Below are 20,733 nucleotides of genomic sequence, written 5' to 3'. Positions count from 1 at the left end.
TGGTATGGCAAGGTTTTTGTACCGTTTATTTTTGCCCTTGACGGGATAAAAATCAGCTTGTAATGCGGATATTGCCAACAATTTCTCGCTTTTGGGGGCGAAATTTTCTTTTAAACAACAGTTTTATTCAATATGTATCATATTTCACGAATGCAGAGAAACCATAAAATAAATAAGAAATTAATGAATGAAAAGAATTGCTTAAAAATGATATTCAATTAGAGTATTAAACTTAAATACCATGAAAATTATATTTACTACAAGTATTGTTACAAATCTTAAATTATTTACTAGCCATATAACGATTATCCTGATATTATACCGCTCATCATAAATATACCGATTATCTTCAAATTAAACCATTCGTCTGGTGTCAGTGATTGAACGGAGCAATCCTGATTCTGTTTGCAGAATAGAATTAAATAAAGAGAGCCATATCATATGACTACCGTTGCAATCGACATCCAACCGCAATTTCGCTTTACCTGTATGGCTGCTAATGCAACCCATTTTTTATTGCGTCCGGAAAGTATGGTTAATGAGCTTAATCATCAGGCAGCTTTGGCAGATAAACGGGTTTTAATCGAGAATGTGAACATTGATCCCGAGAGCGTTTGTGCGACTATCGTCAATCGTAACGGTGTGATGTTTGGCCGACCATCCGGTTTTTTTAGCCAATGTGCCGGCGGTTGTCGCGGTGCGCATTTGCTTCAAGGTTTGCCGTCTCCGGCAGATTATGATCATACGCTCGAATTAAGCGGTAAACATATCCACGGTGCTTGTTTTAGTGATGCCCATGAGGCAAACAGTACGGGACTGTTGGAATGGCTGCACGAACAAAATGCCGATACCGTCATTATTGGCGGATTGGCTATCGAAGAAACTGTCGCCAATACGGCTAAGCAATTGTCTTGGTACAGCGACAATCTTCATATTATTGTCAATCTCGGTGCCTGCCACGGCTACGCGCCTGAAAGCACCATCGAGACTATCTATCAGATGCGGAAAATGGGCATCACTGTTGCTTCGAATGCGGAATCAATTCCGGAGCTGATGCGCCGTTTCTCCGGCATAAACCAGGTTAAAGTGTCGTAATCTCTTGCTATTACTCCCAGCTGCAAGAGTTTCTTAGGGTCGCCTTTTGGCGGCCCGTTTTTTTATCTGCATTTTTTATCTTTAAAAGAAGAATTCAGACGACCTGCTGCTGTTGGATGGTATAGGAAAAGGGAAATATCGTTTGTTTATAGTGGATTGACAGGTTTTTACGACCATATTGTCTTGCTTTGGATTTGTTTTTGATATTGGCTTCAATAGAAATGGGGCATTTTATAGTGGATTAACTTTAAACCAGTACGGCGTTGCCTCGCCTTAGCTCAAAGAGAACGATTCTCTAAGGTGCTGAAGCACCAAGTGAATCGGTTCCGTACTATCTGTACTGTCTGCGGCTTCGTCGCCTTGTCCTGATTTAAATTTAATCCACTATATATGCTTCCGAAGCAGTTGAGCCATAAAAAAGGTCGTCTGAAAATTTTCAGACGACCTCTTGCTTTAGAAGGTTTTTACATGAAGAAAATAGCTGCTATGGCGACAGCGATTACACCGTAAATCGCCATCGGAATAACGGTTTTCTTGATAATCGCACCTTCGGCGTTTTTCACGTCCAGTACGGTACATACGGCGATAATGTTGTTGATGCAGACCATGTTACCCATTGCGCCGCCGACGGATTGCAGGGCGAGGATGAGGGTAACGGACAGGCCGGTATCAATAGCGATTTGTTGCTGAATCGGGCCGAATGTCAGGTTGGATACGGTGTTTGAACCGGAGAAGAATGCGCCGATAGCACCAAGGTAAGGGGAGAAGTAAACCCAGTGTTCGCCTGCCATCGCGGCAAACTCTTTACCGATGATTTTCACCATGGAGTTGTCGCCGCCAACCATCATCAGTTGAACCATAATCAGCGCGCCCATCAAGGCAAGCAGCGGTTTTTTGGTTTGGTTGAAAGTTGCAGCGTAGAAAGCCCATGCATCTTTGAATTTGGTTTTATAAAGCAGGATACAAATCCAAACGGTAAAGACAAACGGAATCCATGCCGGAACGTAGAGGGTTTGGTAAGACGCGCTGACGCCTTGTCCGAAAATGTTGCCGAAGGTAATGGTCAAAGAGTCGCTGACGGTGATTTTGCTCAAATCAAACGGCAGTTGGAAGCTGAACCATTCTTCTTTGCTGGTCAGCAGACCTTTGATGCCGAGCTGTTTGATACGGGTAACCACCAGCATACCGATAAGCATACCTAGAGGGGCAAGTGCTTTGGCAACTTGGGCGAAAGGTACTTTTTCAGCATTCGGATCTTTCGGATGGTCTTTGCTCAAGCCCCAGCCGTGATTGGCTGCGAATACGGATACCATCAGACCGATTGCGCCGGCAACGAGTGATGGGAATTCTTCGTTAACCATCGCCAAGGCAACATAAGGAATGGTACAAGAGAAGACGGCGATGCCGATGAAGCCCAAGTTTTTACGGATTTCAGACCAAGGCACGATGAAGCTCAAGCCAATGACGGGGATGATGAAACCTGCGAAGAAGTGCATCACGCCGGTTTGTCTGCCGATAGCCAAGATGTTTTCGGGACTCAGGTTTAATGGCGCAAAACCGAACCAAGTCGGTGTACCCACCGCGCCGAATGATACGGGTACGGAGTTCATGACCAGCGTAAAAATCGCCACTTTCAACGGATTGAAACCCAAGCTCATCAGAATCGGGGCAGCAATCGCAGCAGGCGTACCGAAGCCGGATGCACCTTCAATCATAAAGGCGAACGCCCAGCCGATGATCATCAACTGCGCCACAGGGTTCGGGCTGATGGTCGCCAGCCATTTACGGATAATGTCGATACAGCCGGTGGTTTCCATCATGCGGTTGAACATAATTGCACCGAAAATCACGGTAATCGGCGTCAGTGTGGAAACCAAACCGGACGCTGCGGTTGCGTTGAGCAGCATAGCGTCGTCGTTGAAATAAAACAGCTTGATGGCGTAAATCAGCGCGGCGGTAATCGGCAGCGCAATGTAGGAAGGCATGCTGTTTTTCTTAACCATCAGCCAAATCAGCAGGATGATGGGAAAAATGCTGAGGAATAGTGCCATGGTGAATCCTTAAAATCGGCGTTGTTTATCAATTTTTCTAATGATGTCGGCTGCGAGAGAGATATCGAACCTTAATCTGAGAGTAATTATCAAATAAATTGGTAACACCAATTTAAAAGAACGCCGCATACTTTACGTAATCCGATGTAATCGGTCAAGTGGTTTGTACGCGAACTGCGCTTTATCAGATAAGGATTTCGGCTGAGGAGAAATTAGTTTTTTATTATCAAAATATTGCAAAACGGATAAACGGGAGAAGGAGAGAAGTGTTGGAAATGCTGCAACAGGTAAATTCAAAAAAAGGTCGTCTGAAAACAGCTTCCGCTTCGTCGGTATAGTGGATTAACTTTAAATCAAGACAAGGCGACGAAGCCGCAGACAGTACAGATAGTACGGAACCGATTCACTTGGTGCTTCAGCACCTTAGAGAATCGTTCTCTTTGAGCCAAGGCGAGGCAACGCCGTACTGGTTTAAAGTTAATCCACTATATTTATGACTTGATGGAACTTGCTGTATTTGTTTTCAGACGACCCCTTGGCAGCTTTATTCTAAAGGCTCTGCGAACCAGTCTTGCGTGGCGGTATTGGCATCAAAGACTTGTCCCATTAGCGGAGTCAACGGATTTACGCCCAAACTGCGTGCCAGAGGGATACTTTGCAGCAGGGGTTCGTTCCAAACGTGCAATGCCATGGCGTAGGCGCCCCAGTGGATAGGCATGAAGCGTTTGGGGGCAAGCTGCGCGGCATAGCGGGCGGTTTGCTCGGGGAAGAGGTGGTTGTTGGGCCAATGTTCGCTGTATTGTCCGTTTTCGATGAACACGATATCGAACCCGTTGAATTTTTCGGCGATTTTGTCGAAATGGCTGCCTTGTGCCGAGTCGCCGTGAAAATAGAATTTTTCGCCGCCGTGTTCGATGGCAAAGCTGGACCACAGGGCTTGATTGCGGTCGGTCAGGGTTCGGGAGGAGTCGTGACGGGCAGGTAGTGCGGTGTAGCGGATGCCGTTGCGTTCGGTGCTTTGCCACCAGTCAAGTTCGGTAATACGCTCTTGCGGTACGCCCCATTTTTTCAGCAATACGCCCATGCCGAGTGAGACGACAAAGTGGCTGTTGCCTTTTGAATTGAGTGCCTGCACGCTGTCTTTTTCGAGGTGGTCGTAGTGACTGTGGGAAATCAGGATGACATCGACCGGCGGCAGTTCGTCAATTTCTGCGGGCGCAGGCTGGAAGCGTTTCATGGTGATGGGGATGGGGGAGACGGAATTGCCGAAAACGGGGTCGGTAATGACGGTTTGCCCGCCGATCCGCATCAATAGGGTGGAATGTCCGAACCAGACAAAACGGCTTTTCCCTTCGGGTGCGGCGAGGAAGGTCTGCCAATCGGGCTTAACGGTAGGCAGAGGTTTGGGCGGGCGCGTTGCCTGCGGGTCGGTCAGGATTTTCCAAAATGCGCTGACGAGACCAGTCGGTTTTTGCTGCGGTTCGGGGTTGAAGAAGGTTTGCGTTTTTGGGTCGTAGTGGTCGCTTGCGGGGTAAACGGGATGTTGGTCGGGATAGAGCCAGTAGGTGAGTAGGGCGCAGGCGGTGGTAAAGGTAATGAGTTTTTTCTTGTGTTTCATATTGGTTTTATGAAGAAGGTCGTCTGAAAATTTTCAGACGACCTTGGATTCTGTTTGAAGTTTGAAATCGTTTCGGTATCCATCAGATGGCGTGCGAACAGCCGGACACCATTTTTTTGAGGGCTTGCGAGTCGAGGATTTTGATGTGTTTGTGTTCGACCGAAATCAAGCCCTCGTGGTGGAACTTGGACAGCGTGCGGCTGACGGTTTCGAGTTTCAGACCCAGATAGCTGCCGATTTCTTCGCGCGACATCCGCAGGATGAAATCGTTGGCGGCAAATCCGCGCGAGTAAAGGCGTTGGGACAGGTTAAGCAAAAACGCCGCCAGACGTTCTTCGGCGCGCATATTGCCTAAAAGCAGCATCACACCTTGGTCGCGCACGATTTCGCGGCTCATTAATCTGAAAAAATGGCTTCTCAGGCTGGGGATGTTGTGTCCCAATTCTTCAATGTGGGAAAAGGGTAACTCACACACTTCGCTGTCTTCCAAAGCCACCGCGTCGCAGCTGTGGATATGGGAACAAATGCCGTCCATGCCGATGAGTTCGCCGGACATAAAAAAGCCGGTAACCTGATCGCGACCGTCCTGACTGGCAACCGTGGTTTTGAAAAAACCGGCACGGATGGCAAACAGCGACGCGAAAGGCTCACCGGTGCGGAACAGATATTCTCCCTTCTTCAAGCGGCGGCTCTGACGGATGACCGCGTCCAATTGTGCAAACTCATTCGGCAGCAGCCCGACGGGCAGGCAGAGTTCACGCAGCGAACAGGAAGAACACAGGGTTTTCATCTGATGCAAGGCATTGTGTGTGGTCATAAAATACCCTTAAATTAAGGTTTTTATCCTGTCATGATTACGTAAGTTATTGACACATATCAAGACAGGTTTATCATACTGTGGCATTCTACCAAACTATCCGAAAATTGCCTAACATCATTACTCTAAACCACGCACATGCCATGAAAGTAATACCAATACAAAATAATCACAATAGAAACAATGACAAACCTGAGTTTGACCGCGAACTCATCGCCAGTCTTCCGTCCAGTGGTCCGCGCTACACGTCCTACCCGACAGCCGACCGATTTCATGACGGATTTCGCGAAGCCGAATATATCAATGCCTTGAATCAGCGCGGTATGGGGGCTTTGAACAAGCCCCTTTCGCTTTATATCCATATCCCCTTCTGCAACACCATTTGTTACTACTGCGGCTGCAATAAAATCATCACCAAAGACAAAAGCCGCGCCGATGCCTACATTAAATACCTTGAAAAAGAAATGGAGCTGCTCGCCCCGCATCTGGGCGGACGGCATCAGCTCGCGCAACTGCACTTCGGCGGCGGCACGCCGACCTTCTTGAGCGACGACCAAATCGAACGCGTATTCCGCATGATACGCAAGCACTTCAAATTGATACCCGGCGGCGAATACTCCATCGAAATCGACCCGCGCAAAGTCAGCCGTGAAACCGTCCTCATGCTCGGCAAGCTCGGCTTCAACCGCATGAGCGTCGGTATTCAGGACTTTGACCCCAAAGTGCAGGCAGCAGTCAACCGCATCCAAAGCTACGACGAAACCAAAGAAGTCATCGATGCCGCCCGCGAAGCCGGATTCAAATCCGTCAGCGTCGATTTGATTTACGGCCTGCCGCACCAAACCGCCGAAAGCATCAAAACCACCATCGACACTGTCTTGTCGCTCGATCCCGACCGCCTTGCCCTTTATCACTATGCCCATCTGCCGCATATCTTCAAGCCGCAACGCCGCATCGATACCGAAGCCGTTCCCGGTAGTGAAGAAAAACTCGATATGCTGCAATATTGCGTCCAAACCCTGACCGAACGCGGCTATGTCTTCATCGGCATGGACCATTTCGCCAAACCCGATGACGAACTTTCCATCGCTCTTAAAGAAGGCTTTCTCCAGCGCAACTTCCAAGGTTACTCGACCTACGCGGACTGCGATTTGGTCGCCATCGGCGTATCTTCCATCGGTAAAATCGGCAGCACCTACTCCCAAAACGAACGCGACATTGACGCCTACTATGCCGCCCTCGATGCAGGACACCTGCCCATCATGCGCGGTTACCAGCTCAATCAGGACGACCTTTTGCGCCGCAATATCATCCAAGATTTGATGTGCCGCTTCGCCTTGGATTACCAAATCTACGAAAGCGTGTTCGGTATTCCGTTTGACCGTTATTTCAAGGACGAAATTGCCGACTTGGAGCAACTTACCGCCCTCGGTCTCGTCCGCCTGAAACCGCACGGACTGACCGTTACCCCCAAAGGCCGCTTCCTGATACGCAACATCGCCATGGTGTTCGACTACCACCTGCGCCACAGGGAAACCAAAGCCCAATACTCGCAAACGGTGTAAATTAGGAATAGCAAAGGTCGTCTGAAAATTTTCAGACGACCTTTGTTTTTATTTTCAAGACTTTCGGGTAACATAAAACCATATTTGCCGCGTTGTCATGATTCAAGTTAATTTGCTCTAGATACGCTCCCTATGATTACCGAACAGCAAAACGATATCCTCAGCATCAATCAAGTGCAGCTTCTCCTTGCTGAAAAGCGCACGGCACTTGCTGTCATGCGTACGGGTATTGCCGTGTTCGCGCTGCCTTTGTCTATTTTCAGTGCATTGATTGCGACATCGAAATGGTACGAGGCTGTCGATGTTTGGCCCTTGCTCGCGCTGGTCAGCCTGATGAACATCAGTTTGATTTTTTTCTCGGTCTATCTGATTACCCGCTCGCTCCGTAGAATGCACCAATACGACCGAATGATTGCCGACATCAAATACAACAATCAGTCTTTGCGTAAACTGATTAAGTCATAAAATCCAGACGGTTGGGGCAGGGTATAGGTCGTCTGAAAATCAAAATATAGAGGAATTTTAGTTATTTAGTATAGTGGATTAAAATAAAAATGAGACAAGGCGGCAACGCCCGCCGTGTACGGGTAGTACATAAGGGCGTTGGCAACGCCGTATCATTGCAATTTTAATCCACTATAAAACATGGCTCCCCCCTATTTTAAGCGACACGATACCATCGCAGTATCAGGATATAAAATGAACATTAAACATAAAGAATGGATAAAAATCTTACTCTTCCCTCATTTAATAACGGCTGGTCTCTTAGGTCCGACAATAATTATTTTTTGGGTAGGTGGATTTATCGGTCTCTACTCTGCTATAAACGTATTCAGTGAATTAGGTCGGCTGAAATATTATATTTATATTGGGCTTCCTTTGATTTTTGCGGTGCTTTCACTTGGGTTGTATTGGAAAAGTCTGAGGATAGGGAAGATACTGATTTCTTCTGCGATATATTTATGGTTTCTCTTAGGGTTTTTATGCCTAGGGTGGCAGATATAAACTTATTGAAATGACCAACTCACTTGGATATTGGTAGGAATCCTGCCGGATACACTGATCGTGTTTAGACAAATGCGAAAGCAGTCTGCAATTTTGGTTTGTCCGGTCTTTTGTCTCAAACGCTTTAAAAATATGGAACAACCTGATTTTTTCCCCATCCCCAGCCCCTGTATCGGCGTCTGTGAAGCCAATGCCAAAGGCTATTGCAAAGGCTGTCTGCGCAGCCGCGAAGAAAGGCTGTATTGGCAAAAAATGACCGATGATCAAAAGCATCAGGTGATGCGTCTTCTCGGTATGAGGAAAACCAAAATCCGCAACCGTCAGCTTGATGCCATGGCCGCGCCTGAAATTGGTGGAGAGGTGCAAAGCGGTTTTTTGTTTGATGATGAGGGATAAGATAATGAAATATAAAAAAGGACGGTTTGCTTCCGTCTTTTTTATTTGTCGAAAATATAGTGGATTAACTTTAAACCAGTACGGCGTTGCCTCGCCTTAGCTCAAAGAGAACGATTCTCTAAGGTGCTGAAGCACCAAGTGAATCGGTTCCGTACTATCTGCACTGTCTGCGGCTTCGTCGCCTTGTCCTGATTTAAATTTAATCCACTATAGTGGCAAATCAGATGATTTTAAGAGAATTGATGAAGACTACAATAATGGCAATCGGAGCGATGTAGCGCAACGCGCCCAGCCATAAATATAAAACCGTTCTCGGTACGGTACTGCCCATGCCCGCATTGGTCAAAACGGACTGCCTGTCTTGAATCCAGCCGGTAAAGATGGAGATGCTTAATGCGCATAGCGGCATAATGATGGCAGTAATAATGTAGTCCCATAAATCAAAAATAGATTTATTGAAAATAAGCACATCGCTCCATACGCCAAAGGATAGGGCAGAAGGGATGCCGACGATAAAGATGGCAATGCCGATGACCCAAGTGTGCCGGCTGCGTTTGCGTTCATCTTGGCGGATGGTTGCCGCAATCACAGTTTCCAACATGGAAAACGCTGAAGTCAGCGTGGCAAAGACGACCAACATCATGAACACGGCAAATAAATAGTTGCCGGACGGAATTTTCATGAAGACGGCAGGTAAGACCACGAAAATCAGACCGGGGCCTTGGCTGGGTGTGGCACCCAATGCAAATACTGCTGGAAAAATGACCAAGCCTGCCAACAGCGATACCAACAGGTTCATCCACATAATGATATTGCCCGAGCGGAACATATCCTGATCTTTACCCAAATAAGAGGCATAGGTAATCATCGCCGATACGCCGATGCTCAATGCAAAGAATGCCTGACCCAGCGCGGTCAGCATTGTTTCCGATTTGATGTATGACCAATCCGGCTTCAATAAAAAGCTGACACCTTTCATCGCACCAGGCAAAGTCAGCGAGCGGATTGCCAAAATAATAAACAGGATAAACAAAGCGGGCATCAGATAGCGGTTTGCTTTTTCAATGCCGTCAGAAACTCCGCCTTTGACTACCCAAATGGTAATCAGCATGAACAGTCCCTGATAAAAAACCGAACCTGTCGAATTGGAAATGGTGTTTTGGAATAGAACTTCAAAATCAACGTTTTGAGCAATTTCGCCGGTGAAACTGTGTACGACATAATTCAAAACCCAACCGCCGACTACGCTGTAAAACGATAACAAAATGAAACATGCAGCCACACCAATCCGACCAATCCAAGGCCAAAGCGAACCGGGGCGCAGGGTTTTGAACGAATCGATGGCGTTTTTACCGCCCGTACGCCCGATATAAAACTCGGCAAGTTGTACCGGCAACGCCACGATAATCGTGAAGATGACAAACAGAAGAACAAAGACTGCCCCGCCATTCGTGCCGGCGGTATAAGGAAATTTCCAAATCGCGCCCAAACCAATGGCAGAGCCTGCGGCAGCGAGGACGAAACCGATTTTGGAAGACCAAGAGGATGAATGACTCATAGCGGGATATATCGAGAAATAAAATTGGCTGAATTGTAACAAAGCGTAGTCGGGGATAATACTGGATGGCGGACGCGGTGGAAAATAACGCATAGATGGTGCGTAGAACGATAAGCTTTTGGCGTGAATTTTTTAAATGGCTATGATTTGGGAAATGATTTAAATTAAAATGTGTAAAAAAAGATATTTTGTGCCAAAAATTGAGAGAGGTCGTCTGAAAACCGGTTCAGACGACCTCTTGTTTGTGCCGACAGCGTGAACATTTCAGCCTGACTTCGCCATACTGTTACAGCAGCCTAATATCCTACGAGGGGAGCGTGGAATTCAGGATCAAACCACACGCCCCCTAAATTTCCATCAGGCCGCTATAAAATTGCCGGCTGCGTTACGGCATCGTAGTGCTGCACGTTTGCCGTATCGGCGGTGTAGCTAAAGCTGCCGACCCCGTTGTTGACCGTTTCAAACCCGCTGGTTTGACCGCTTGCCGACAGTTTGTCCAGCAGGGTTTCTACGGTAAATGTCCCTTCGTCAAATCGGAATTCTCCGACAGAAGCGGCGTTGCTGCCTTTGAGATATTGGTTGTTGATGGTGATTTTGCCGCCTGAGTTGGCAATGGTGATTTCCCAATCGATTGCCCCGTTTGCGTCGGTGCTTGCATTGATATGCAAATCCTTGACGGCGATGCCTTGTCCGAATTGGAGGGCGTTGTTGCCGTGATTGTCGGAAATGGTGTCGTGTCCCTCTCCGAAGCAGAAGACATAGGTATCATTTCCTGCGCCGCCATACAGGAGATCGTCGTCCAAGCCGCCAAACAGTAAGTCGTCGCCTGAGCCGCCATACAGCACGTCTTTGCCCGATTCGCCATAGAAGACATCGTTGTTTTCGCCGCCGAACAATGTATCATTGCCCGCACCGCCATTGAGATGGTCGTCTCCGCCGTTGCCGAAAATTACATCGTTTCCCGAATCTCCATTGACGGTATCTCTGCCGTCGCCGCCTCTGACGATATCGTCGCCATCGCCGCCACTGATGAAGTTGGTCCCACCGCTGACGAATACGGTATCGTTGCTGCCGCCGGCATAAATGCTGTCGTCGCCGCTTTTGCCGTCAATATGGTCTATGCCGTCAGAGCCTTTGATACTGTCGCTGCCTGCCGTGCCTGTAATATAGGTAACGCTGACGGATTTGAAGCCGGCAGTTTCGTTGGCGTAATAATAATTTTGATCGGGAATATTGCTGAGTTCCTGACGAGTAATGGAGGTAACTTTTTCCGGATGATCAACGGCGGATGGATCAGAAACCGTCGCATTTCCGATGATGTTGTTGCCGGATAGGGTGATGCCTTTGCCGTTTGAAATCGGCGATGTCTGAGTAATGGCTGTGTCGGACAGGTTGTTGGCAATGATGTTGTTTTCGACTTTGACGTTTTTGATTGCGCCATGCTCTTCTTCGAAGTCGATAGAGCCTTTTTCGCGTCCGTATGTGTCGGTTCGTGTGCCATTGCCGATTAACAGATTGTCCCGAACCGAAATACCTTTTTTGTTCAGGTCAAAATTGTGTCCTTGGAAAACGGTGTTGAGGCGTATGCCCGACCATGCGGTGTTGTCGCGAATCAGGTTGCCGGCTACTTCATGTCCGGCGCCGCTGAAGATTCCGATACCTGCCGCGCGCCAGCCGAGTTCGACGGTATTGTTCAGGAAACGGTTGTTTTCAGCTACTTTGGATTCTGTTTGGTCTGCAATGCTCGACCATGTCGCCAGACCGTCGTCGCCGTTGCCTCGGATATTGGCATTGATGACGGTCGAATGGCTGGTTCCCTGCGCAAAATTAATGCCGTCTGCGAGATTGTTCCGAATGAAGGCGTTGGAGACGGTCAGTCCGTCTGTGTAGTGCAGTGGGTGTTCATTGTCCACTTTGGCGTAATCGCCGGTCCAGATGCCTACTTCAAAATGTTCAATGGCGATGTCGTGGATGGACGAGCCTTTGCCCAAGGTGCCGGAAATGCCCTTGTAGTTGGCTTGTTGGTGGTAACGGGATGCCAAATTTGAATCCATCGACAGATTGCCGAAATCAATATTGTTGCTGCCGTGTTCAAACACGATACCGCCGCCTTTTTTCACTGTGCCGTTTTCAAAAACGGGCGGTTCCGCGCTCGTGAAATGCAGTTTGGTATGCCACCTGCCGGCGCCGCTGATGCTGATTCCTTTAGGGGCATAGATGTGGAGCTGGTGGTCGAAATCAAACTGCCCTTCGGGAATGTAAACGGATTTTCCGGAGGTTTTTGCCGATTCGATTGCCGCTGTCAGGGCTTTTGAATCATCGATTCCGTCATTTGCTTTTGCGCCGAAATCGGTAATGCTGACGCTGTTTGCGGGCTGTTTGATCGCGGCAGGGGCTTTTTCCAATTCAACGAAGTCGATACCGACCGGGGTGTTGCCTGATTGGTTGACGATGGTAACGGTGTCGCCGCTTTGGATGGATGTATTTTTCAACAGCGTACCCGTTTCGTCAAACTGGAAGCGGGCGACACGGTCGGCAGCAGGCGTATCGTGGATTTTGATGTCTTCGCCTTTGTGGTGTTCATAATTTTCCAAATACTGCCAGTTGTGTTTTGATGATAAATCGAGGTTGGCTACGGGGTTGCCGTTTACTTGAATTTCAACTTTGCCGGTTGCCCCGTCGGGAACGGTATAGCGGAGGGTGGCGGCATCCGCATCCGCCTTTGCTGTAAACGAAACGGCGGCATTGGCCGGCAGGTCAACGTAAGACTGTTTGCTGGCTTCGTGGGCAGTGGAGTGTGTGGAAGAAGCGGCTTTTTTGACTGTTGCACCTGCTGAGAGTGTACCCTGGTCGGCTTCATAAGTCGTGTATGCGGCTTTGGCACCGTAGCGGGATGGATCGTAGGTAACAGTTTCTGACATTAATATGTTCCTTTTGAAATGATCTGTCATTTTGAACGGTAAAACATAATAGGCAATGCAACCGCTGAAAAGTTCTATTTCGATTTAAAAGGAAACGTCGTCTGAATAGGGGTATCATTCAGAAGGGATGTAGATGATGTGTCCTGTTTTTATTCGGGAAAGCATTGCACTTCAAATACGAAGGTACGAGGTTTCATGACGGCTCGTCTGAATCAAACAGTCCTCGGCACGCATACAGCAGCCCGCCCGCCAATACGGCAAGACCCACCGCCGCCCAATACGAATCGGCATAGCCGACTGCCTTTGCCAGCCGTAGGGCGGCGAAACCCGCCGCATAACTACCGAGCAGAACCACGGAAAATTGCAGGCTGCTGTCGAGTGCGGCGGTGGCGCGGTCGGATTTGTCCATCACCAACGCCAGTATCACTGGCAGTAGCAGCGTGTAGCTCAGGCTCAGGGCGATGATTTGCGCGGGTGGCAGCCAAGGATGGACGCGGGCGAGCGCGTCGATGGCGGTCATGGACGCCAAAAGCGGCAGTTGCAGCGCGTAGAGCAGGAACACGAGTTTGCGGCATGGATAATTGCGCGAAAACCAGCCCGACAGCGGCGTCACAATCAGGCAGGCAACAGGAATACCCACCGCCAGAATCCCGCCCGTCTGCTTCGGGGTAAAGCCCAAATCCGCCAGCTTTGGAACAAAAGTCGCCGCCGCAAACGCATACGGCGCGGCAACGGTAAACAGCAAAACCAACCACCGCCAGCCCGTTTCAGGCCGCCGCCAAAAGGAGAACAGCCGCGCCGCCAACGCTACTAAACCACCTTGCGCCGCCGGGCTTTCCGGCTCGCGGTAGCACAAGAGTTGCAGCAGCATCAGCAGGGTGAATGCCAGCATAAAGCTCGCCGCCGCCGTCTGCCCGTATTCCTGATACAGCCACAACACCAGCGCGCCGCCGATCATCTTGCCGCCGCGCGCCGCCATCGTCTGAATCACGCCGCCGAAACCGCGTTCGCGGTGCGGCAGGACGATGCACGACAAACCCAGCATCGCGCAGCCGTACACCGCCGACATTGCCGAGAGCAAAACGCAGCAGGTCAAAAGCAGCGGGAAGTTCTGCGTTGTGTCGGTGCAGGCCATCAGCCCGAACACCGCCGAAAGCCCCAGCGTCGCCGCCAGCAGCCAGCCGCGAAACCGCCCGAACCGCCCCGCCGGCCGCCGCTCCATCAGCGCGGCAAACAACACCTTCGCCGCTTCGATACCGCCGATTAAATGTATCCAGCTCAGTTGGTTCAGGCTGTAACCGTGGTTTTTCAAAATAGCGACCAGAGCAACCAGATAAAAACCGGTCAGCGTGAATTTGTAGGTACTGCCGCCGATAAGCAGCAGCCAGTCGCGCGGGGCGGGGGATGTCGGGGTTTGTTGGGACATGGATGGCTCCCTATTGCGAGTGTACGGGAATGATGTGGGTGCGGTAGGTCGTCTGAAAAACGTTTCAGACGACCTACGGCTTTTCTGTTTTACATTTTCAAGTAGTTTTTCAGACGACTTTCGGGGGCTGTCTGAAATGGAAAAAAGCAGCCCCTTTTTATCTTTTCATCACCCGAAACGTCAGATTAATCCGCGGCTCTTGGATGCGGGTGCTTTTCAGGATGGTGTGCAGCCAGTGTTTCTGCGTTTCGCCGTGCATGACGATGAGCTGACCGTGTTCCAGCCACATTTCGCGTTTTTCCTTGCTTTCTTTGTGTTTGAAGGCGAATTTGCGCGCTGCGCCGAGGCTGAGGGAGGCAATGGCGCTGTCTTCGGCCAGCCCCTGCCCTTCGTCGCTGTGCCACGCCATGCCTTCGTTGCCGTTGTTGTAGCGGTTGAGCAGGCAGGAGTTGAAGTGGGTGGGGCAGATGTCGGCGATGGCGGCTTCCACGTGGTTTTTGAGTTCGGGCAAGACGCCATCCCACGGCAGGGCGATGCGGTTTGCGCCGGAATAACCGTAGTTGTAGGACGTGTCGCCGTACCACGCGACTTCGCGGGCGGTGATGATGTGTTTGCCGTATATCACGGCTTCGTCGTGCCGCCAGGGAATATCACGCTGCAAAATTTCAAAATAACGGCCAGCTTCGGCGGCGGTGAAAATCCGTCCGAAATCGCTGACGATGCCGTCGTAGGGAAGCAGGTTGGCGTGCGGGTTGACGGTTTCGGGGAAGAGGTCAAGCGTCATCAGTGTCTCCCAATTCGTGCGCCAATATCGCCATTTTGCGCCCGCGTTGCCAGCGGTAGCCGCCGATGATGCCGCTTTCGCGGATGACGCGGTGGCAGGGGATGAGTAATGCAACGGGATTCTGCCCGATGGCCATCCCAACGGCTCGCGCGGCGTTGGGCGAACCGACGGCCTGCGCCACTGTGCCGTAGCTTTGCAGGCTGCCTGCGGGAGTATCGAGCAGCGCCTGCCAGACTTTGAGCTGGAAGGGCGTGCCTTTGATGTGTAGGGTAATGCGGCCGCAACGGGTGCGGAAGATGTCGGCGGCTTGGCGCTGGAACGCGGTTTCCTGCCCGATTAGTCGGGCGTTCGGATACTCGGCGCGCAATTCGTTCAGGGCGGCGGAAGGGTCGTCTGAAAAACGCATGAAGCAGATGCCTTTGTCTGTTGCTGCTGCCAACAGGTCGCCAAAGGGGCCGGGAATCAGGCTGTAATGGATTTGCAGGCCTGCTCCGCCGTTTTTGTATTCACCCGGAGTCATTTTTTCGATGCCGACAAATAAGTCGTGCAGCCGCCCCGTGCCGCTCAGTCCGCCGCAATGCGCCGCTTCCGCCACGCTTTCGCTATTTTTCAGGGCTTCTTTGGCACGGCTGATACTGATGTGTTGCAGCATTTTTTTCGGGCTGATGCCCGCCCATGCGGAAAATTCGCGCTGCAAATGTTCGGGACTAACGTGCACTGCCGCCGCCACTTGCGCCAAATCGGGCTGCTCGGCGGCATGGTCGTAAAGGTATTCGATGGCGCGGGCAATGCGGAGGAATTGGCGGGTTTGATTTAAGTTCATAAATTATCCTGTCGTTGTATGGGATAGGATAGCCTGAAAGCCGACAAGAAACGACCCGATTGTTGATGGAAAAATTGTTTGTCTGTCTGAAATTCATCAATAATCGGGTCGTCTTTATATCGCGACTTCCTTAAACTTGCATCGTCTTTAACCGCACATGTAAGGAAAGTTATGTCAAACCTGTTGAATTTGAAAAATAAAACCGCCGCCGTTATCGGCGCGTCGTCGGGTATAGGTCGCGCGGTTGCACTGCTGTTGGCGGAGCACGGCGCAAACGTTGTCTTATGCGCCCGCCGTGCCGACAAACTGGAGGAAACCGCAGCCCTGATTCGCTCGCGCGGCGGACGGGCTGTTGCTGTTGCAGGCGACGCGGTGCTGCCTGAAACGCATGAAGCCGTCGTCCATGCGGCAGAGCGAGAGTTCGGCAGCTTGGATATCGCCGTGAACAACGCGGGCATCATCGGAGTGTACAAACCCTTGGCGGAACTTTCGCCCGAAGAGTGGCGGGTAACGCTGGACGGAAACCTGACTGCTGCCTTTCTCGGCGCGCGCAGCCAAATTCCCCTTATGCTCGCACGCGGTGGTGGCGCGATTGTGTTCACGTCCAGCTTTGTCGGCACCAGTTGTGCCCTGCCTAACAAAACCGCCTACGGCTGCGCCAAAGCCGCACTTGCCGCGCTGGCAAAAGGCATTACCGCCGACTATGCAGCCCAAGGTATCCGAGCCAATGCCCTGCTTCCCGGCGGTACGGATACGGAAATGATGACTACCGACCCGCAGCAGCGGGCATGGGCGGAAGGGGTGCATGCGGTCAAACGCATCGCCCGACCCGAAGAAATCGCCGCCGCGATTTTGTTCCTTATTAGCCCGATGGGTAGTTTTGTAACGGGTACGGCGTTGTTTGCGGACGGCGGAAATTCGGCGGTGAAGTAAGAGACCGCCTGAAGATTACACGCTTCGGCTCAAATCTACCAAAAACGCCTGCCGCTGTTCGTCGGTGGATTTGTCCATATTGCCGAAGTTGAGCCACCGGCGTTTGGCGATACCGATGCCTTTGAGTGTGTATCCCACCATCGCTTTGCCGATGCCGTTGCCGCAAAACCATTTCAGATACCATGTGGGGGCGGTGGACGTGCTGATGACCAGTGCTTCTTTGATGTGGGATAGGTTGCCTTTCAAGCCTGTGGCAGTCGGGACGTAAGCGAGTGTCTTTAGGAAAACTTTGTCTTCAAATCCTTTGACGATGGCGGGCATATCCGCCCACCAGATCGGAAAGATAAAAATCAGACGGTTGGTGGTTTTCAAGAGTTCTTGATAATGTAAGACCAGCGGATCAAGGGCTTTGCCTTGGTTGAACAGGGCAAGCTCTTCTTTGGTGTAGGCGGGATTGAAACCGTCTGCGTATAAGTCGATCAGTTGGTATTTTTCGCCTTTTTCGTCCAACAGTTGCTGCACGCGCCGCAAAATGCCGTAATTGAAGCTTTGATCGTAGGGATGGGCATAAATGATTGTGGTAAATGACATTTTTGTACTCCTGAAAGTCAGTTGCCGAGTTTTCCCATGCTATCAAAAGAATGTCGGTTTGCTCAAATCCGTATCGGGCAGGCAAGGCTGAATGATATAGTGGATTAACTTTAAACCAGTACGGCGTTGCCTCGCCTTAGCTCAAAGAGAACGATTCTCTAAGGTGCTGAAGCACCAAGTGAATCGGTTCCGTACTATCTGTACTGTCTGCGGCTTCGTCGCCTTGTCCTGATTTTTGTTAATCCACTATAAAGCCGCTGCCGGAGCATGGATTCTGTTTTCAGACGACCTTCAACGCTTCTTCCGCCTTTTGCAGGGCGGTTTGCTCGTCGGCTTCGACGATGTAGTTCACGCCCAGCGCGGGGGCGAGTTTGGACGATTGTTCGCGGAAGAACGCCAGTTGCGCCGCGTCGGGTTCGATGAGGAGCATGGCGGCGCAGCGTTCGGCGAGTTGCGGGCGGTGTGCCTTTATCCATTCGATGTAGGTTTTGCGGTCGGCAATGCGCTGTTCGTCGCTCACCTGTCGCCGCATCGGGGTGCAGACGGTGGCGAAGCGGCGGTTTTGGTTTAACAGGGTTTCGAATTCGGCCAGCCAGTCGGAAAAGTCGGCAACGTGGGTCAGGTCGGTCAGGTAGACGGTGCCTTCGGGCAGGGTTTTGGCGGGGGTGAAGTAGTGCATGGGGTTCCTTTGGGTGTTGGGGAAATAGGCACAGGTCGGGCATGAATGCCTGACCTGTGCTCTTGCCTAAAACTTCCATTCCGCGCTCACGCCCACGCTTCTGGGGCGTTGGTAGAGCGCGTCTTGGCGGTCGGCACTGGAAATGAATATGGGGCGGCGGCGGTTGAACACGTTGTCGGCGTAGAGCGAGATGCGGCCTTGTTTGAAGTTGTAGGCGGTGTAGAGGTTGACTTGGTTGTATGCACCGATTTTGCCTGATTCGGCATTGTCGGCAGCGGAGTAGTAGCCGCCGTAGAAGCGCACGTCGCCGCCGGCTTCCCAGCCTTTGTCGTTCAGGTATTTCACGCCGATGTTGGCGGTGTATTTGGGCGCGCGGCCGAGTTTGTTGCCTTCGATGCCGCTGTCGGGATAGCTTTTGATTTTGGTGTTGAGCAGCCCCAGTCCGGTGGTGAGTTTCAGGCTGTCGGTCGCCTGCCAGTCGGCGGCGAGTTCTGCGCCGTAGGTATGGACTTTTTTGGCGTTGCGGATAACGACGGAGTTGGTGCCGAGATAGAAGGGAAGCTGTATGTCGCGGTAGTGGTTCAGGAACAGGTTGCCGGAGAGTTGCAGGCGGCGGTCTGCGCTGCGCCAGCGGGTGTACCACTCATAGTTGTTCACATATTCTGGCTCGTAAGTGTAGGTTACGACAGGGCGGCCGAAGGTGATGCCCGCGCCGCCGGGGTTGTAGCCGCGCGCGGCTTTGATGCCGCTGACCCATTGGTCGGTGGGTTTGAAGGCGATGTCGATTTTGGGTAGGAACACGGTCTGACCTTTGTCTAAATCGAGGTGCAGTGCGCCGCTGCCGCCGCTTCGTTTGTGCGTTTCTTTTTCAATGCGGGCGGCGGCTGTGATATCCCATTTTTCGCTGGGGCTGTATGTGGTTTCGGCAAACAGGGCGCGCACGCTGTTGCGGTCGTCAAAGGTGTTGCGGCCGCCGACGCTGCGGATATCCACCCATTCGTCTTGTTTGCTGTGGAAGTAGTGCAGTCCGGCAAGGCCTTTCAGACGGCCTTTGTTTGAAAAATGCAATACCGGTTCCCATTGCAGTTCGCGGCCTTTGAGTTCGGCGGGCACGCCTTGCGGGCTGACGGTCATCGGCAGGTGCAGCCGCTCGTTGTGGTAGCGGCCGTAAACCAGTTTGTTTTCCAGTTTCAGATAGTCGTTAAGCTGCCACGATACGTCCCAGATGCCCGATGTCGAGCCGGTTACGAACACGGGCTTTTCTTTTAAAAAACGGCGGCTGGCGGTATTGCCCATGATTTCGTTTTGCGGTGCGCGCGAACGGATGTGGTTCAGCGTCAGGCGGCTGTAAAAATCGGGATGGTTTTCGGGCGTGAGCAGGAGTTTGAAGCGCACGTTGGTGTTTTCCACGCGGCGCGGGTTGCCGGTCGGCTCATAGGACACGAACGGCTCGTAGCTTTCGCGCTGCTGCCGCTCCGCGCTCAATCTGAAGGCAAGGTTGTTTTTCACAATCGGGCCGGACACTACGCCGGCAACATTGCGCGTTTTCTGGTTGCCCAAACCCAAGCGCAGCGCGCCTTCCCATTCGTCGGTCGGATCTTTGGAACGCATCACCACCGCCCCCGCCACCGCATTCTGTCCGCGCACATGGCTTTGCGGCCCGCGCAAGACTTCCACCTGCTGCATGTCCCACAGCGACTGCGTGCCGAAGGCGTATTCGTTATAAGTGGCGGAGCGGCCGTCTATGGACAGGTTCAAGCGCGGCCGCGTGCCCGCGAAAAACGCCACCGCACCGACGGCAGGGCCGGAGCCGTCCACGCCGCGCACGGTCGGCAAATCGTTGCCGCTGCCCAAGTCCACCGTGTTCACGGTCTGTTTGAGCAGGTCGGTTGCGGAAAGGTTGTGGCCGCTGCGGTCGATGTTCGGCGTGGTGAAAACGCGGTTGGACGTGGCGGTTTCAAAGCCGCTGCGGTTGGTGCGTTCGCCGGTGACGACGACTTCTTCCAACTGCACTTGTTCCGCATCTTGCGCCGCATCGGCGGCATAAATCCATTCGGAGGCGAAAGCGGCGGCAAGCAGCAGCGGCAGGCGGCGGAGGGTAGGTTTCTGCATTTCCTTATCCTTTCAGACGACATACGTCGGGGCGGATTGAACATCAGACAATCCAACCGCTCCGTCAGTATGCAAATATTTGTTGTTTACACATTTACATAAAACAAACTATTAATGTAAAGTATAAAAAACAAAAAACAGGAATGCAAGTGTTTATCATTCACTTTACTTCCCCCCTTTTTACAGTGAACCATCTAAAAACAATTCCCTCTCCCAGTTCGGCAGGAGAAGGTTGGGGAGGGCAATTCCGTGACCTTTATGAATTTGGCCTGCTAAGCATCCGACAGCCCTCATCCGTAGGGCGGAGAGGAGAGGTAAGGAAAGAGGTCGTCTGAAACACCGCCGTATTGCCATTGCCG

17 protein-coding genes and 1 pseudogene are annotated in these 20,733 nt (G+C 51.4%); 6 read left to right on the top strand and 12 right to left on the bottom strand.

Translation table 11 applies throughout. The annotated features are described in order from the left end of the window. Positions 1-441 precede the first annotated feature (441 nt). The gene (locus tag DBZ16_RS05265; RefSeq protein WP_107813208.1) at positions 442-1,095 is read left to right on the top strand and encodes an isochorismatase family protein; all 654 of its coding nucleotides are present in this window, start codon (positions 442-444) and stop codon (positions 1,093-1,095) included. 464 nt (positions 1,096-1,559) lie between these two features. Here DBZ16_RS05265 and DBZ16_RS05260 read toward each other — a convergent pair whose 3' ends face one another. The 3 genes from DBZ16_RS05260 to fnr form a co-directional block, all read right to left on the bottom strand. After that, positions 1,560-3,146 carry an L-lactate permease gene (locus DBZ16_RS05260; protein ID WP_107813207.1) on the bottom strand — a complete coding sequence of 529 codons (1,587 nt, stop codon included), beginning with the start codon at positions 3,144-3,146 and terminating at the stop codon, positions 1,560-1,562. 544 nt (positions 3,147-3,690) lie between these two features. Then, positions 3,691-4,764 carry an MBL fold metallo-hydrolase gene (locus DBZ16_RS05255; RefSeq protein WP_107813206.1) on the bottom strand — a complete coding sequence of 358 codons (1,074 nt, stop codon included), beginning with the start codon at positions 4,762-4,764 and terminating at the stop codon, positions 3,691-3,693. An 82-nt stretch (positions 4,765-4,846) separates the two neighbouring features. Then, positions 4,847-5,581 carry a fumarate/nitrate reduction transcriptional regulator Fnr gene (gene fnr / locus DBZ16_RS05250; RefSeq protein ID WP_107813205.1) on the bottom strand — a complete coding sequence of 245 codons (735 nt, stop codon included), beginning with the start codon at positions 5,579-5,581 and terminating at the stop codon, positions 4,847-4,849. Positions 5,582-5,724: 143 nt separating this feature from the next. Between fnr and hemN the strand changes: the two genes are divergently transcribed. The 4 genes from hemN to DBZ16_RS05225 all read left to right on the top strand — a co-directional run bounded on the left by hemN (position 5,725) and on the right by DBZ16_RS05225 (position 8,547). After that, entirely contained in the window at positions 5,725-7,146 is a 1,422-nt protein-coding gene (gene hemN / locus DBZ16_RS05245) for an oxygen-independent coproporphyrinogen III oxidase (RefSeq protein ID WP_107813204.1), read from the top strand. A 132-nt stretch (positions 7,147-7,278) separates the two neighbouring features. Continuing rightward, positions 7,279-7,611 carry a hypothetical protein gene (locus DBZ16_RS05240; protein WP_107813203.1) on the top strand — a complete coding sequence of 111 codons (333 nt, stop codon included), beginning with the start codon at positions 7,279-7,281 and terminating at the stop codon, positions 7,609-7,611. A gap of 234 nt (positions 7,612-7,845) precedes the next feature. Continuing rightward, positions 7,846-8,151: a glycerol transporter gene (locus DBZ16_RS05230; RefSeq protein ID WP_107813202.1), complete on the top strand. Its 306-nt coding sequence runs from the start codon at positions 7,846-7,848 to the stop codon at positions 8,149-8,151. A gap of 132 nt (positions 8,152-8,283) precedes the next feature. After that, positions 8,284-8,547 carry a DUF1289 domain-containing protein gene (locus DBZ16_RS05225; RefSeq protein ID WP_107813201.1) on the top strand — a complete coding sequence of 88 codons (264 nt, stop codon included), beginning with the start codon at positions 8,284-8,286 and terminating at the stop codon, positions 8,545-8,547. A gap of 9 nt (positions 8,548-8,556) precedes the next feature. Here the strand turns inward: DBZ16_RS05225 and DBZ16_RS16700 are convergent. The 6 genes and pseudogenes from DBZ16_RS16700 to DBZ16_RS05195 form a co-directional block, all read right to left on the bottom strand. After that, positions 8,557-8,759, bottom strand: a pseudogene (locus tag DBZ16_RS16700) (hypothetical protein); the annotation flags it as partial. Positions 8,760-8,767: 8 nt separating this feature from the next. Further along, positions 8,768-10,105, bottom strand: coding sequence for a sodium-dependent transporter (locus tag DBZ16_RS05215; RefSeq protein WP_107813467.1), 1,338 nt, complete (start codon positions 10,103-10,105; stop codon positions 8,768-8,770). 365 nt (positions 10,106-10,470) lie between these two features. Beyond that, on the bottom strand, positions 10,471-13,026 hold the full coding sequence (locus DBZ16_RS05210; RefSeq protein ID WP_107813200.1) for a calcium-binding protein: 2,556 nt from the start codon (positions 13,024-13,026) through the stop codon (positions 10,471-10,473). A gap of 193 nt (positions 13,027-13,219) precedes the next feature. After that, positions 13,220-14,452, bottom strand: a complete 1,233-nt coding sequence (locus tag DBZ16_RS05205; RefSeq protein WP_107813199.1) for an MFS transporter — start codon at positions 14,450-14,452, stop codon at positions 13,220-13,222. A 157-nt stretch (positions 14,453-14,609) separates the two neighbouring features. Continuing rightward, positions 14,610-15,236, bottom strand: coding sequence for an alpha-ketoglutarate-dependent dioxygenase AlkB family protein (locus tag DBZ16_RS05200; RefSeq protein ID WP_070635918.1), 627 nt, complete (start codon positions 15,234-15,236; stop codon positions 14,610-14,612). Beyond that, positions 15,226-16,059, bottom strand: coding sequence for a bifunctional transcriptional activator/DNA repair enzyme AdaA (locus DBZ16_RS05195; protein ID WP_070635919.1), 834 nt, complete (start codon positions 16,057-16,059; stop codon positions 15,226-15,228). The genes DBZ16_RS05200 and DBZ16_RS05195 overlap by 11 nt, the downstream gene beginning before the upstream one ends. 171 nt (positions 16,060-16,230) lie before the next feature. Between DBZ16_RS05195 and DBZ16_RS05190 the strand changes: the two genes are divergently transcribed. Then, positions 16,231-16,992, top strand: coding sequence for an SDR family oxidoreductase (locus DBZ16_RS05190; protein WP_070635920.1), 762 nt, complete (start codon positions 16,231-16,233; stop codon positions 16,990-16,992). A gap of 15 nt (positions 16,993-17,007) precedes the next feature. Here DBZ16_RS05190 and DBZ16_RS05185 read toward each other — a convergent pair whose 3' ends face one another. From DBZ16_RS05185 to DBZ16_RS05175, 3 genes are all read right to left on the bottom strand, one after another. Continuing rightward, complete coding sequence (locus DBZ16_RS05185) at positions 17,008-17,583, bottom strand: NAD(P)H-dependent oxidoreductase (RefSeq protein WP_070635921.1); 576 nt, start codon at positions 17,581-17,583, stop codon at positions 17,008-17,010. A gap of 280 nt (positions 17,584-17,863) precedes the next feature. Beyond that, entirely contained in the window at positions 17,864-18,262 is a 399-nt protein-coding gene (locus DBZ16_RS05180) for an extensin (RefSeq protein WP_070603220.1), read from the bottom strand. Positions 18,263-18,328: 66 nt separating this feature from the next. Continuing rightward, complete coding sequence (locus DBZ16_RS05175) at positions 18,329-20,374, bottom strand: TonB-dependent receptor (RefSeq protein ID WP_107813198.1); 2,046 nt, start codon at positions 20,372-20,374, stop codon at positions 18,329-18,331. Positions 20,375-20,733: the final 359 nt, after the last annotated feature.

The organism is Neisseria sicca, from assembly GCF_003044565.1.
Lineage (GTDB): Bacteria > Pseudomonadota > Gammaproteobacteria > Burkholderiales > Neisseriaceae > Neisseria > Neisseria sicca_A.
Note: the sequence above shows the minus strand (reverse complement) of the source record. Positions and strands in the feature narration are given on the sequence as shown.